The sequence below is a fragment of the Spirosoma jeollabukense genome (assembly GCF_054777855.1).
In genome coordinates this window covers 80,866-95,978 of record NZ_BAAHAD010000008.1, presented here as the reverse complement: position 1 = coordinate 95,978, position 15,113 = coordinate 80,866, and the positions used below count along the sequence as shown (strand labels likewise).

Below are 15,113 nucleotides of genomic sequence, written 5' to 3'. Positions count from 1 at the left end.
ACGAACCACTGCAAACAGAAAACCGTAAACTGTAAACTTCTTTCAAATCATGAAAAAATCATTTTCATATAAAATTACGGCCTCCCTGTTAGCGCTTACCCTGCTAAGCGGTTGCAGCAAATTGTTCGACGAACCGAATATCCAGAGTAACCCCAACGCGGTTACCGATGTTGATATTCCAACGTTGCTTTCTGGCACGCTGGTGGGTGTAACCATGCTGCATGAGGACACCGATGTGCGGATTTCGGCCATCTGGGCGGGCCAGCTCAATGGGCTGAGCCGTCAGCACCAGGGGTATGCCGAATACATTGTGTCGGCGCAGAATTTCTCCTGGAGTCCTTTGTATCCAGCCGCCAGCCAGGCGCGACTCATCCAGACCAAAGCGGATGCGGTAAGCGACAAATGGACCAAAGGCGTTGGCCAGGTACTTGAAGCGCTGCTGATTGCCAAAGCCACGGACCTCTACGGCGACGTTCCTTACAGCCAAGCGTTTGATGACGTTAAATACCCAACGCCCGTGTTCGACAAACAGGCCGACGTGTATACCGCTTTGCAAACAACGCTGGATAACGCGATTACGAATCTGTCGGCCGCCAGTGGTTTAGCCTTCGCCAGTCAGGACTTTATCTACAAAGGCGATGTGACAAAATGGAAAGCGGCCGCTTATACACTGAAAGCCCGGCTGTATCTGCACGTCGGTAATTACGCGAAAGCGATTGAAAGTGGGGCGCTGGGCATCAGCAGTACAGCGGGTGATGCGCTCGTTCCTCATGGGACCAGCCAGGGCATCGACTACAATCAGAACTATGACTTTTTCCGGGTCAACCGCCCGGGAGATACCGGCTTCGATGGCGCTTATCTGCCCGTGCTGATGAACTCACGAATCAAATCGGCCAATACAAAAACCGACGAAACGGCGCTTTACAATCACTACTTTAAGGTTGGCGTGGTGTCAGCGGGCACGTTAGACCCGAACGTAGTGGACGGTGCCTTTACCTCAAATGCGCCCCACCCGATTCTTACGTATTACGAAAACCAGCTCATTATTGCCGAAGCCCAGGCTCGTTTGGGTGCTACGGACAAAGCGTTGGCAGCACTCAATCTGGTTAGAGCAGGATTAGCCGACGGAACCATCAATGGCAAAACACTTTCGGCAACGGGCCGTAAGTATGATCCCTACCTATTGACGGACTTCGCGCCTACGGGCCTGGCAAATCCAACGAAAGCAGCTACCACGCAACTGGCTCTGTTATACGAAATTGTTGTTCAGCGTTATATTTTCTTCCTCATGCAATACGAGGCCTTCAACGATGTCCGCCGACTCGAGAAGGCCACGCCTATCGTTCAACTCTCCATTCCTCTGTACAGTGGTGCGAAAAAACCAGAACGGTTTATTTACCCACAGGGTGAGGTTAACACCAACCCCAACGTACCGAAACCGCTACCTGATCAGTTCACGAAAGTGACGATCTTCCAGTAATACGTTTTGTTGTTAGGTAACGTATGTACGGTAAAAGGCTATTCTGATGTAGGATAGCCTTTTCTTTTGTGGTCTTTTCTTAAACTAATTCCATTTATACCAACTTAACTGACTTCTACACGTTGACGAATGTAGGCTAAATCGTAAATTTGCCTAATACGCCTATAATCATCTCCTGCCTGTGTCGCTTCGCAACCTACTGCCTGCATTCCTGTTTGGTTATTTTCTGTCCCATATTTCCTTCGCTCAGGTTCCTTATGGTCCCATCAAACCAGTGCCATCGGGAGAAATCCTGTCGAATCTAAAAAAGTTGAACGTCCTGGGCTCAGTCCTCTACGTAGCGGCTCACCCCGATGATGAGAATACGTTGATGCTCGCTTATTTAGCCAAAGACCGGCTTGTGCGCACAGGTTACCTGTCGCTGACACGGGGCGATGGCGGGCAAAACCTCATCGGCTCCGAACAGGGCGAAAACATCGGTGTGATCCGAACGCAGGAATTGCTGGCAGCCCGCCGTATCGACGGTCCCGATCAGTTTTTCAGCCGGGCGTATGATTTCGGTTTTTCGAAATCGACGGATGAAGCCGTTCGCACCTGGGGGCAGGATAAAGTACTTGCCGACGTCGTGTGGATGATTCGCAAATACCAGCCCGACGTGATCATTACCCGGTTTCCCCCCGACGCTCGTGCGGGTCACGGCCACCACAGCGCATCCGGTTTTCTGGCCGAAGAAGCCTTCAAAATTTCGAACGATGCTACCAAATTTCCGGAGCAGTTGGCGTATGTGAAACCCTGGCAGGCCCGGCGCATCATGTGGAATATGTTTATTCCGGGCGCTTTCCTGAGCAATAAAAAGCCAGAAGAAGCGGGTAATCTGATCGGTATCGAAACGGGTTTGTATAATCCATTGCTGGGGCGCTCCTACGGCGAAATTGCGTCTGAAAGCCGTAGTCAGCACAAAAGTCAGGGGTTTGGCGTAGCCCCCAACCGCGGTGCCCGCATTGATTATCTGTTGCTGAAGGGGGGTAATCCTGTCCAGAAAGACCCACTCGAAGGTATTGATCTGACTTGGAAACGGGTGCCCAATAGCAACGCCGTTCAATCGCTGGTCACGCAAACCATCAACAACTTTAAGCCCGACCAGCCCGCTGCGTCCGTTCCGGCGCTGGTGCAACTCTACGGTGCCATCACGAAGCTGGATACCACGAATATTTACGTTAAAGCCAAACGGCAGGAAGTTGAAGCACTGATCCGGCAATGTCTGGGACTCTGGTTTGAAACCAATCCGGCCGACTATGCCGCCACGCCCGGCGAAACGATCAAACTCACGACCAATATCGTCAACCGCGCCGACGTACCAGTTACGCTGGTGAGCGTTCGCTACTCGACCGGCAAGGATACAACGCTCAATATGGCGCTCAAGCCCAACGACGTAGTACTGTTACCAACCCAGGTTACCATCCCGAAAATACAGAAAATTTCGCAACCTTACTGGCTCGAAAAACCCATTGTTAAAGGCGTCTTTCAGGTCGACAATCAGCAACTTATCGGTCTGCCCGAAAACCCACCCGCCGTATCGGCCAGTTACACGTTCGAGATCAGTGGACAGCGATTTACCTTCGGCCGACCCGTTGTTTACCGATCGACGGATCCGGTCGATGGCGAAATCTACCGGCCATTTATTGTTCAGCCCGACGTAACGGCCAACCTGACAGAACGCGTGTATGCCTTCAGTGACAACACACCCAAAACGGCCGAGATCGTCCTGAAAGCAGGGCGGGCGAACGTATCGGGCACCCTGAAAATTGACGTTCCCACTGGCTGGCGTGTCGAACCGGCATCCCTGCCTTTCTCCCTGACGACAAAAGGCAGTGAGCAGCGGGCTACGTTCCAAATCATTCCAACCGCCCAGGCGCAGAACGGCAAGTTGCAGGCGGTTATGACAACCCAGGATGGAACCTTCGCGACCAGCCTCCGGCAGATTGCCTACAAGCACATTCCAACGCAAACGCTGTTCCCACCTTCCGAAGCCAAACTGGTGAAGCTGGACGTAAAGGTGACCGCCAAAAACATCGGCTACGTTGTTGGTGCGGGTGATGAAGTGCCCGCAGCGTTGCAGCAGATGGGTTGCCACGTTACGTTGCTCGGACCCGCCCAACTGAGTGGAAATCTAGGCGCCTACGACGCCATTGTCATGGGTGTTCGGGCGTATAACACCAATGATTACTTAGCGCTTTATCAGCCAAAGCTCATGGATTACGTCAAAAACGGGGGCACCCTGGTTGTTCAATACGTAACGCCGGGCGGCAATGGATTTATTCAGAATGGTCTGAAAGTGAGTCAAATGGGTCCTTATCCATTTACCGTAGGGGCCGAACGCGTAACCGAGGAAGATGCTAAAATGACATTCGTGAACCCGCAACATCGGCTGCTTAATTATCCGAACAAAATAAGCGAGGCCGATTTCAGCGGCTGGATTCAGGAGCGGGGTATCTACTTCGCTAAAGATTACGACAAAGCCTACGAGCCAATTTTCTCCGCCAACGACCAGAACGAAGCAGCTAAATTAGGCAGCCTGATCTACGCCAAATACGGCAAGGGAAACTTCATTTATACAGGCCTCGTCTTCTTCCGTGAGTTACCTGCTGGTGTGCCCGGCGCATACCGCCTGTTCGCCAATTTGATTTCTGTGGGAGGCAGTTCAGCAGCCTCCGTGTCGGGTTCGCAAAACCGGAATTAGGATGGTATTGCTTCCGGGTTTCACCCCCGGAAGCAATACGCTGATGCTATTTTGGTTATCTTTGATAAAGCACCTTATCCAATGGTAGTAGCCGAAAAAAAATATACGCTCGACGAATACCTGACCCGAGAAACCCGGTCGCTGCATAAACACGAATTCTATAACGGCAAGATCGTTCGCATGGCCGGAGCAAAAGCACGACATAACCAGATTGCGGCCAACCTGACAGGAGCCTTAAAGTATACGCTGAGGCCCCTCCCACGCAAGTATATTGTTTATAATAGCGATCAGAAAATTTATATAGAGTCTGAAAACGTTGGCGTTTACCCAGATGCACTGGTCGTCTGCGAAGAACCTCAATTCTGGCATGGGCGTGAGGATTTAATCGTCAATCCACTGCTGGTTATTGAAGTTCTGTCCCGTAGCACAGCCTCCTTCGATAAGTCTGGCAAATTTTTGTTGTACGAACAACTGCCTTCCTTTCAGGAATACGTACTGGTCGAACAAAATTACCCACGAGTCGAATCCTGGTATCGGCTCACAGAACACAGTTGGGATAAAGCGGTCCAAAGTGAAGTTGATGGATCTATAGTACTTCGTTCGGTTGGCATTTCAATTCCCCTGGCTGAAGTGTACGAACATGTTACGTTTGCAGCTTCTTAATTTCATTACTACGACTGGCAAAAGCCGATCCCAAATAACGAGAAACATTCTCGATGAACATGGGTTCAAACAAGCATCCACAAAATTACCTTCGGTTTTTGTATGCAACCCAGTTCCAGCCCAGCCGATAAAACACGTAGTGCCCATCAGCGGCTGACTGAACTATATGGCACGCAGGCCATTCAAGGCTATTCTGATCCGATGCATGAACTGGTTGGCACCATTTTGTCGCACCGCACTACCCATGCCAATGAAGTGACCGCCTATCGCACGATGCGCGAGCAATTTCCAACCTGGGAGGAGGTTCGGGATGCGCCACTCCCCGACCTGATCAAGGCCATTCAAGCGGCTAACTATCCCGAAGTAAAAGCGCCATATATACAAAATCTGTTGCGGCATCTCTTTCAGGAAACGGGTATGGCGAACCTTGATTTTCTGGCCAACTTATCCACCGAAGAGGCTATGAACTGGCTCACGGCCCTTCCCGGAATCGGCTTGAAAACGGCCACCATTCTCCTGCTTTTCAAGTTTCATAAGCCGGTACTGCCCGTTGATACGCATGTGCACCGCGTTACGCAACGGCTAGGGCTCATCGGTCCGAAAGTGAGTGCGGAAAAGGCCCATGCAATACTATTGTCTTACCTGCCACAGGATGCGCTGGTGCTTTTCAATTTTCACAAACATTTTTACTGGCATGGCCAGCGGATATGTACCTGGTACTATCCAAAATGCAGCGAATGTGTGCTACGTGACCAGTGCGACTTTTATCAATCAGGTGGCATTGCCCTTCTGAGCAGCACACCAACCAGAAAGAAAGCCTGAAAGGCTACACCAACTGTTGAAGTTAGACCATCCCTGATAATCAGCCTGTCAATGTTGAGCGAGTTGGTGTAGGCGCAGGTGCTGCAGCAGCATAATCGTTTTCCCATCCATAATACCCCCATTGGCAACCATTGCCATGGCCTGGCTCAGGGGCAATTCCAGAATATCAATTTCCTCTTCGTCGATGCCTCCCCCGGCATTACGTTCGGTATCAGCCGTGTACTGTGCGATGTAAAAAAATAGTTTTTCGGTTACGGAACCCGGACTCATGTAAGCTTCCATCACCTTCTGCACATGCTGAATCCGGTAGCCCGTTTCTTCTTCAGTTTCGCGGATTATTGCCGTTTCGGGATCATCGTTATCGAGCAACCCCGCACACGCTTCAATCAACATGCCTGAGGCCGGGCCGCCATCGCGGTTGCCATTGACGAACGTGGGTAAACGAAACTGCCGGGTCAGGATGACCGTATCCGTTTCCGGATTATGAAGCAATATGGTTGCGCCATTGCCGCGGTCATAGGCTTCCCGCTGCTGGGTTGTCCATTGCCCATTTTTACCCAGATAATTGAATGTGAATCGTTTCAGTACGTACCAATTGTCAGATAGCAGTTTCTCCTCCGTTATTTGTATGCGTTCAGTAGTCATTTGTTTAAAATTGTTTGAATTTGTTTATTTTTGAACAAAACAAAGCAATCGGGTATGAATTTCCAACAGCGCAAGCGACTTATTGTACAAACGGTAGATGAACGCGGCTCCGTTGAGGTCAGCGAACTTGCTGATTTACTACAAACGTCGGAGATGACCGTCCGGCGCGACCTGGTCCAGTTGGCGGCATCGGGCCTGCTCTATCGAACGCGGGGCGGGGCAATGAAAGTAAGCCTGGCGACGGACACGCACCGCTTTGCGCATAAAACAGCCGTTAATTCTGAGCGAAAAGATTATATCTGCCAACGGGCGGCCAACGAAATTCAGGAGGGCGATATCATCTTCATGGATTGCGGCAGTACCGTGTTTCGGCTCTGTCAATTTATCCGTAACAAACGTATCACAGTCATAACGAACTCATTACCCATTGTGGCGGAACTGATCTCATCGGACGTAACAATTAATTTAGTGGGTGGCGAGGTCGATAAAGAGCGGCAGGCCGTTCATGGCCTCATTGCCGAAGAGCACATGGCCCGGTATCGCGCGAATCGGGCGTTTATCGGTATTGACGGTATTTCGCTCCAGAATGGCCTGAGTGCGAATAGCGAAAAGGAAGCCAGCACTACGTTGGCGATAGCCCGACAGAGTGATAAAGTCTATCTGCTTTGCGATTCATCGAAGTTAGAAACCAACAAATACCTCTATTTTGCACCGTTAAGCCTATTTAACGTACTAATTACGGATAACGAAGCAGCACCGGACGTCGTTGCCGCTTACCGTAAAGCAGGCGTTACATTGCTTAATTGACTATATTTTCTGTGGATCATACAACGGTCTGAAGGCCGTGATACTTCATGTACCAAATCTGGATTGACACTGGCGGCACCTTCACCGACGGCCTGGCCCTTGACCCTGACGGAACCCTACACCGTACCAAAGTTTTGAGCAGTAGCCGTTTACGAGGCCAGCTACTTGATGGAAAACTCGTTGCACCCTGGCTCACAGCACCGATCTTTGACGGGTATCAACTACGCATTGTTGAAACGGAGGAGGTATTCACCATTGAATCACTACAAATAGATGGGAGTTTTTCCCTGAGCGGGCCAATGCAATCGCCCGCTCAGGGAACCGTCGAGCTTTTCACGGGTGAAGAAGCTCCTGTTCTAGCCGCTCGCTTATTAACGCAAACCCCGATAGATCAGCCTTTTCCCAATTTAGATATGCGACTCGGTACTACCAAAGGCACCAACGCATTACTTGAACGAAAAGGCGGCAACGTAGCACTGCTTGTTACGAAAGGCTTTAAAGACCTTCTGAAAATAGGCACGCAGCAACGCCCGGATTTATTTCAGTTAGCCATCCCGCCCGCCGAAGTGCTCTATGGTTCCGTGCTGGAAGTTGAGGAACGTATGGCCGCCGATGGTCAGCCACTAACACCTTTATCTGACCAGTCAGTTGCTGCATTGATTAACCAGCTTCAGCAGGCTAAACCTGACGCGGTGGCTGTCTCACTGCTGAATGCGTACCGTAATCCCATTCATGAACAGAAGCTCCGCAATGCCCTGAACGAAGCGGGCTTTTTCTCCGTAACGATTTCGACCGACGTATCAACCGCTCCGCAATACGTAGCGCGCACCCAGACTGCCGTTGTCGATGCTTACCTGACACCCATCATGCGGACATACCTGGACAATGTGCAGCAGCAACTTGGCAATCAGCCCGTTCGCATCATGACCAGCGCGGGAGGGTTAGTCCGTGCCGATTTATTCCAGCCGAAAGATAGTTTGCTGAGCGGTCCGGCGGGTGGCGTTATTGGCGCGGCTACAATAGCCAACAGCCTCTCACAATTAGGCACGTTGACCCTCGACATGGGCGGGACCAGCACCGACGTAGCGCGAATTCAGGGAAATCTGGATTATCGTTTCTCGACCAGAATTGGCCCCTTCGACCTACAATTGCCATCACTCGCCATCGAAACCGTGGCCGCCGGTGGCGGGTCCGTCTGCTGGTTCGATGAGACCGGCTCAACATCCGGACAATTACGCGTTGGGCCACAAAGCGCAGGGGCCAATCCCGGACCAGCCTGTTATGGAGCTGGGCCGCAATCGGCGAATGGACTCAATCAAACGCTGTTGTTGACGATTACGGATGTCAATTTATTGCTGGGCAAACTTGATCCCCAACAGTTTGGCATTCCGATATTTCCGGAAAAAGCACAAGCGGCTCTGGATCAGGTAATCCAGCAGATTGCCGCGAAGACGGGCTCGGCTCCTCCTCCGCTTGCGTTGCTACGTGGTTTTGAACGTATCGCCAATGAAACGATGGCGGGTGCCATTCGGAAGATTTCGGTAGCTCGGGGGTTCGACCCTAAAGAATACGGCTTGCTGGTGTTTGGCGGAGCGGGTGGGCTGCATGGCTGTGCCATTGCCCGGTTGCTTGGCATGGATCGCATCCTTCTTCCCTTCGACGGCGGATTACTGAGCGCTTATGGCATTGGGCAGGCGCAGATTGAGCGCATGGCGTCGCGTTCGGTGCTACAGCCGTTGTCAGAAATAGACTACAAACTGCCTGCGTTGATTGACGAGCTGATGAACACAGCCACTCAGTTACTTAAGCAGGATGTTGGTCACGAGGTAGCCGTTTCAACGAAATCAGTCGTCATATTTTTACGGTTGTTGGGGCAGGAAGCGACCGTGGATGTCCCATTCAGTACGCAGTTAGAAATTGATTTTCAGGACAAATATCAGCATCTGTTTGGCCACTACCCAACTGATACCAGCGGGCGACCAAAGCCTATAGAAGTCGAAAGTATACGTGTCATGGTTAGCACAGTAGGCACTGAAAATCCGGTGAATAGCCCGCCCGTTAGCCACCGGCATGCCGTCCCGATAGCGCAGGCTGAACATACCAATCACCCTATTTACGACTGGACTCAGTTGCAGGAAGGTGATACGTTTCGGGGTCCGGCTTTGCTACTCAACACTACGTCCTCTGCCTTCATCGAATCTGGCTGGCGGCTTATTGTAAGGGCCGACAAAAATGCGCTTGTTGAGTATATAGAAGATATAGACGAACCATCAGTTGCCGAAACAAACGAGATTATCCAACTCGAACTTTTCACCCAGCGCTTCCGGGCGATTGCCGAAGAAATGGGCGCGCAGTTACAACGTACCGCTTTTTCGGTGAACGTAAAGGAACGGCTCGATTTCTCCTGCGCGTTGCTCGATGCCAACGCCGAACTGGTTGCCAACGCGCCACATATTCCTGTTCACCTGGGTAGCCTGGGCGTTTGCGCACGACTCGTCCTGGCCAGGCTTGCCAAGGATAATCTTACACTGGGGCCGGGCGACGTCATCATCACCAATCATCCGAAATATGGTGGCTCCCATCTACCCGATGTTACGTTGCTGAGTGGCGTGTTTGCCGATAAAAATAGCGAAGGCACGCCCCAACTCATTGGGTATGTTATCAACCGGGCGCACCATGCCGAAATTGGCGGCAAAGTGCCGGGCTCAATGCCACCTGACGCCGTTTCGCTCGTGGAAGAAGGCGTTGTGCTGGAACCCATGTACATCGTAAAAGAGGGTACATTCCAATGGGAAGGCCTCGACGGAGTAGCGGCTCATTTTACGGATTGCCCTTACCCAACCCGTGCCCTAGCCGAAAACCGTGCCGACATTGAAGCAGCACTGGCCTCACTTCGAGCCGGCGAAATAGCCCTACAAACCCTTGTTCAACAACATAGCCTGGACACGGTGCATCAGTACATGACCCGTCTGCAACAAGCGGCAACAGATGCAATCCGTACGGTTCTCCACCCGCTTGACGGACAGACTTTTTCAGCCGAAGAATCCCTCGACGACGGACATACTATCCGGGTCAATATGCGTGTAAACAATGGGCGTATCACCATCGATTTCACCGGGACTTCGGGCGTACACCCGAACAATCTTAACGCCAATATTTCCATTTTATACAGCGCCATTCTCTACGTACTGCGGCTCTGGTGCGGTCGTGACATTCCATTGAATGAGGGATTAATGGTTCCCGTCGACCTGATTCTTCCCGAATCCTCGTTCCTGAATCCGATTTTCCCCGAATCATCCGCAGAATGTCCAGCCGTTGTAGGTGGCAATACGGAAGTGAGCCAGCGACTGGTCGATACGTTGCTGAAGGCGCTGGGACTAGCCGCCTGTAGTCAGGGTACGATGAATAATTTCCTGTTCGGCAAGTCGGCTCGGACTGACGTATCGGCGACCCGGGAATCCTTTGGCTATTACGAAACCATTGGCGGGGGCGCGGGCGCAACCCTGGGCGCTGAGGGCCGGTCGGCGGTGCACCAGCACATGACCAACACCAAACTCACCGATCCCGAAGAATTTGAACGACGCTATCCCGTCCGGCTGCATCAGTTTGCCATTCGCACTGGCTCCGGAGGACCAGGTCAATGGCGCGGTGGCGATGGCATTATCCGAGAAATTGAGTTTCTGGAACCGGTTCAGGCTACTTTGTTGAGCCAGCACCGGACAGTGGCTCCCTATGGCCTGAACGGTGGTGAACCGGGGGCAACCGGTCGCCAAACGCTGATTCATACCGATGGCAATGAAGAGGTGCTACCAGGGATTTTCACCCGGGCGATGCTGCCCGGAGAGCGCATCCGTATCGAAACGCCGGGGGGCGGTGGCGTTGGGACACAGGCTAACTAGTTCAACTTCTTTTATGAGAAACATAGATCAAATCAAGGGTGGTTTTTTTGGGGCTGCTATTGGCGATGCATTAGGTGTTCCAGTTGAGTTTAAGTCACGAGATTATTTGAGAAGTAATCCCGTTAAGAATTACATCGGATATGGCACTTGGAATCAACCACCTGCTACGTTCTCGGATGATAGTTCAATGCTTTTTTGCACTGCAGAGAGTCTTTGCAATGGATATGACTTAACGAACATAGCAAATCGATTTGTTAACTGGTATCGGTTTGGCTATTGGGGCGCTCATGATACCGTGTTTGACATTGGCAACGCAACCAGTGGAGCCATTGATCGGCTTATGATCGGCACCTCTCCTTTTTTGTCAGGTGGTATTTCAGAAACCAGTAATGGCAACGGGTCGCTCATGCGGATTTTGCCAATGATCTTCTATTTACAGGCGGAGACAAACGTAACCACGCGCTATAAATTGGTTAAGCAAGTATCGGGGATTACCCATGCTCACTTTCGGTCGGTCATGGCTTGTTTTATTTATGTAGAGTTTGGAATTGGCCTTTTAGCACAATTAGACAAGGTTGCAGCGTACTCTAAAATGCAGGGATCTGTTAATCTATTCATCAGTAAACAGCCTTTTTCTGCCACTGAAACTGGCCTTTTTGGTCGCATTCTACAAAATAACATCAGCTTACTACATGAAAACGATATTCGTAGTTCTGGCTACGTGATTGATACGCTAGAAAGTAGCCTCTGGTGCTTTCTAGCAAGTTCATCTTACGAGGAATGTGTATTGAAAGCGGTTAATCTGGGTGAAGATACAGATACAACAGCAGCTGTTGCTGGTGGGTTGGCAGGTATTTTCTTCGGGTATGATAGTATACCTCAACAGTGGGGACTAAATCTTATTAAATCTGAACAAATCGCTGACTTGGCCCAGCGGTTTGCTCAATCAATCGACCAATAAATGCCTCTACTTCTACTCCCAGACTGGCTTTTTCAAGGGTATGTTGTTCTTCTTAACTGAACACGAAGGACTGGGCATTTAAGATGGAAAAGCGGTACGCTTTATTCGCTGAATCTACACGCTATTATCTGGACAGGCGCTTGATGCCACGCCAGTATCGTCTGGTGGTTGAGTAAGCGACTATACGTAATGGACTTTTAAGAATACACTAACGTCCATTACGTATGCCTCCAACCCGTCGCCATTTCCTGACCGCCCTCACCGGGGCTACGTTACTACCCCACCACCAACTAGCTCAGGCCAATTCGGTTAATAAGTCCTGGCCGATTTCCTGCAACGCCTATACGTGGGGGACATTTTATGAGCGCGAGAAAAAACAGTGGATGGCTGATGCAGATGCGTCGCTGAGTGAGTACGTCAAAACGGGTCTGACAGCCTATGAACCTCCATTTACTAATGTCGACGAGGTTAAAAAATTAGCGCCGTATTTGACAAAATATCAACTGGCGATGCCTTCGCTGTATGTGAATAGTTCGCTTCACAGGACCGACGAAGCGCAAAAATCCATTGGGTCGGTACTGGCCATTGCCGATGCGGCCAAACCACTCGGCGTGCGTATTATTGTCACCAATCCCAGCCCGATCAAGTGGGGAAGCAACGACGACAAATCCGACGATGAATTAACCGAACAGGCCAAAAATCTTGACCGGCTGGGCGCCGAATTACGGCAACGCGGCATGACGCTGGCTTACCATACGCACGCGCCCGAACACCGGCAGGCAGCCCGCGAATTTCACCATATGCTGCTGGCTTCGGACCCTAAGAACGTATCGCTTTGCCTGGATGCCCACTGGGTTTATCGCGGATCGGGCAATTCACAGGTAGCTCTGTTCGACGTGTTGAAGCTATACGGAAAACGCATCGTGGAAGTGCATATCCGGCAGTCGAAAAATGGAATCTGGCAGGAGACTTTCCGCGATGGCGATATTGATTACGGACGTCTTGCCGCTGATCTGAAAGCGTTGAACATCCGCCCCCTTCTGGTGCTTGAACAATGTCTGGAAAAAGGTTCTCCTAACACAATGGGGCCAGTAGAAGCGCACAAACAGGATATAATGTACACACGAGAGGTGTTTTCGGGATTGGTCTAAATGGCAGATAATGAGTCCATTTCGATTAACAGGTTCTAATTTAGACTATGAATACATTATAACCCATATAGAACAAAGCGGCTCAGACTTGGTTAATGAGAGACTAACCCCGGAAATTCGGATCGTTACGCTTATCATTAATTTAAAACTCACGTTATCATTATGCAACCCAATATTGGTCTCGAAAAAGATGTCCTTAAGCAGGACAACGTTTTGCTGAACGACTTTCTGTCTGATCTCCACGTACTCTATATTAAAACCAGAAAGTACCACTGGAACGTTGCCGGACCGAATTTCATGGAGTACCATAAATTCTTTGAAAGCCAGTACAAAGCAATCGAAGCCGAAATCGACGAAGTAGCCGAACGTATCCGACAGCTAGGCGGCACACCACTGGCTACGATGGCCGAGTTCATTCATAACACCAGCCTCAAAGAAGATTCGGGCAAGCCAACCAGCACGGCTGACATGTTTAAGAATCTTCTGTCCGACCACGAGCAAATTGTTCGGGAACTGCGCGAAGACGTGGACAAATGCGATGAAGAACTGAAAGATGCCGGTACCGCCGACTTCCTGACAGGCTTGATGGAAGCGCATGAAGCCATGGCCTGGATGCTGCGGAAGTACCTTTCATAAGTAGAAATGATGAATGATGAAGTATGAATGATGCTGTTATTGATTACATTGATCATTTATATTTCATCATTCATCATTTCCTCCCGTGCCCAAATCTCTTTCTATTCGCTCCGGTCTTGGTAGTGTATTGTTCTGGTCGGTCATATCGGCTGCATTTATTGGTCCCGGCTCCGTTACGGCTTGTGCCATCGCCGGGTCAAAGTTTGGTTTACAGCTCCTTTGGGTACTCACTTTTGCTACGTTCGGCACGGTCTGGCTACAGGAAGCAGCCGCCCGCATTACCATCGCCACGGGAAATGACTTAGGCCAGGTCATCACACAAACTTATTCGGGCAAACGGGGCCGCGGGATAGCCTGGGCCTTGTTTCTGGCTATTTTTCTGGGGTGTGCGGCTTATCAGGCAGGTAATATTCTGGGTGCCGTATCAGGCATGGCGCTACTTACTAAACTATCCATTCCTGTCTTGACGGTTGTGGTTGGGTTGGTTTGTATCGCTCTATTGTGGATCGGCTCCACGCAAAGCTTAGCCAATTTCCTGGGATTGATTGTCTTCGCCATGGGCGGGGCTTTTGTTTACGTAGCCTTCGGCACGCCCGTCACACCGGCCGAACTGACAAAAGCATTGTTCATACCGGCGTTTCCGTCTGGGTCCCTCCTGCTCATCAACAGCCTGATTGGCACGACCATTGTCCCCTACAATCTGTTTTTCGGTTCAAGTATCGTTTCTGGGCAATCGCTATCCGAAATGCGCCTGGGTATCTGGGTAGCCGTCATACTGGGTGGCATTATTTCGGTTGTATTGCTGCTGGCAGGGCTGCTTATTCCTACTGATTTCTCCTACCCGCACATGGCGCAGGTGCTCACCGAACGGATCGGTACGTGGGCGGGCTCTTTGTTTGCATTTGGCTTATTTGCCGCCGGCTTTGCCTCCTCACTGACGGCTCCGCTGGCGGCTGCCGTTACAGCGCAAAGTTTACTGGGCGTTCAAAAAAACTCACCGACTTACCGCGCCATCTGGCTGGTAGTGATGGGAACGGGGCTACTCGTTGGCCTTTTAAATGTCAACGCCATTCCAGTGATTGTAGCGGTTCAGGCTATTAATGGCATTCTTCTCCCTTTTGTAACGGTCTTCCTGTTTGCCGCCGTCAATAACCGAAGACTATTGGGTACGTATTGTAACTCACTGGGACAGAACATCGCCATGGGAAGCGTTGTCCTTGTAACGGCGATTTTGGGACTTTGGAATGTTTGGCTGGCGTTTCAATAGCAAGGGGCAGGGGCTTGGGGCATAGAGTTTAGCCTTTTGCCT

Annotated in this window: 11 protein-coding genes; 10 read left to right on the top strand and 1 reads right to left on the bottom strand. The window is 50.8% G+C overall.

All coding sequences use genetic code 11. The annotated features are described in order from the left end of the window. The first annotated feature begins 49 nt into the window (after positions 1-49). From ACYVEA_RS24590 to ACYVEA_RS24575, 4 genes are all read left to right on the top strand, one after another. Positions 50-1,480 (top strand): SusD/RagB family nutrient-binding outer membrane lipoprotein, encoded by a 1,431-nt coding sequence (locus ACYVEA_RS24590; RefSeq protein WP_461116079.1) that lies wholly within the window; start codon positions 50-52, stop codon positions 1,478-1,480. A gap of 181 nt (positions 1,481-1,661) precedes the next feature. Further along, positions 1,662-4,220 (top strand): PIG-L family deacetylase, encoded by a 2,559-nt coding sequence (locus ACYVEA_RS24585; RefSeq protein ID WP_461116078.1) that lies wholly within the window; start codon positions 1,662-1,664, stop codon positions 4,218-4,220. A gap of 81 nt (positions 4,221-4,301) precedes the next feature. Next, complete coding sequence (locus ACYVEA_RS24580; protein ID WP_461116077.1) at positions 4,302-4,883, top strand: Uma2 family endonuclease; 582 nt, start codon at positions 4,302-4,304, stop codon at positions 4,881-4,883. Positions 4,884-4,985: 102 nt separating this feature from the next. Then, the gene (locus tag ACYVEA_RS24575) at positions 4,986-5,705 is read left to right on the top strand and encodes an endonuclease III domain-containing protein (RefSeq protein WP_461116076.1); all 720 of its coding nucleotides are present in this window, start codon (positions 4,986-4,988) and stop codon (positions 5,703-5,705) included. 48 nt (positions 5,706-5,753) lie between these two features. Here the strand turns inward: ACYVEA_RS24575 and ACYVEA_RS24570 are convergent, their stop codons facing one another. Continuing rightward, positions 5,754-6,350, bottom strand: a complete 597-nt coding sequence (locus tag ACYVEA_RS24570; protein WP_461116075.1) for an NUDIX domain-containing protein — start codon at positions 6,348-6,350, stop codon at positions 5,754-5,756. Positions 6,351-6,404: 54 nt separating this feature from the next. Here ACYVEA_RS24570 and ACYVEA_RS24565 point away from each other — a divergent pair, with 54 nt between their 5' ends. From ACYVEA_RS24565 to ACYVEA_RS24540, 6 genes are all read left to right on the top strand, one after another. Then, positions 6,405-7,157, top strand: coding sequence for a DeoR/GlpR family DNA-binding transcription regulator (locus tag ACYVEA_RS24565; RefSeq protein WP_461116074.1), 753 nt, complete (start codon positions 6,405-6,407; stop codon positions 7,155-7,157). 47 nt (positions 7,158-7,204) lie between these two features. Continuing rightward, positions 7,205-11,056, top strand: a complete 3,852-nt coding sequence (locus ACYVEA_RS24560; RefSeq protein WP_461116073.1) for a hydantoinase B/oxoprolinase family protein — start codon at positions 7,205-7,207, stop codon at positions 11,054-11,056. Between the two features lie 13 nt (positions 11,057-11,069). Beyond that, positions 11,070-12,017 (top strand): ADP-ribosylglycohydrolase family protein, encoded by a 948-nt coding sequence (locus ACYVEA_RS24555; protein WP_461116072.1) that lies wholly within the window; start codon positions 11,070-11,072, stop codon positions 12,015-12,017. Positions 12,018-12,241: 224 nt separating this feature from the next. Further along, positions 12,242-13,168 (top strand): sugar phosphate isomerase/epimerase family protein, encoded by a 927-nt coding sequence (locus ACYVEA_RS24550; protein WP_461116071.1) that lies wholly within the window; start codon positions 12,242-12,244, stop codon positions 13,166-13,168. 162 nt (positions 13,169-13,330) lie between these two features. Then, complete coding sequence (locus ACYVEA_RS24545) at positions 13,331-13,804, top strand: Dps family protein (protein WP_093833355.1); 474 nt, start codon at positions 13,331-13,333, stop codon at positions 13,802-13,804. Between the two features lie 85 nt (positions 13,805-13,889). Next, complete coding sequence (locus ACYVEA_RS24540) at positions 13,890-15,071, top strand: NRAMP family divalent metal transporter (protein ID WP_461116070.1); 1,182 nt, start codon at positions 13,890-13,892, stop codon at positions 15,069-15,071. Positions 15,072-15,113: the final 42 nt, after the last annotated feature.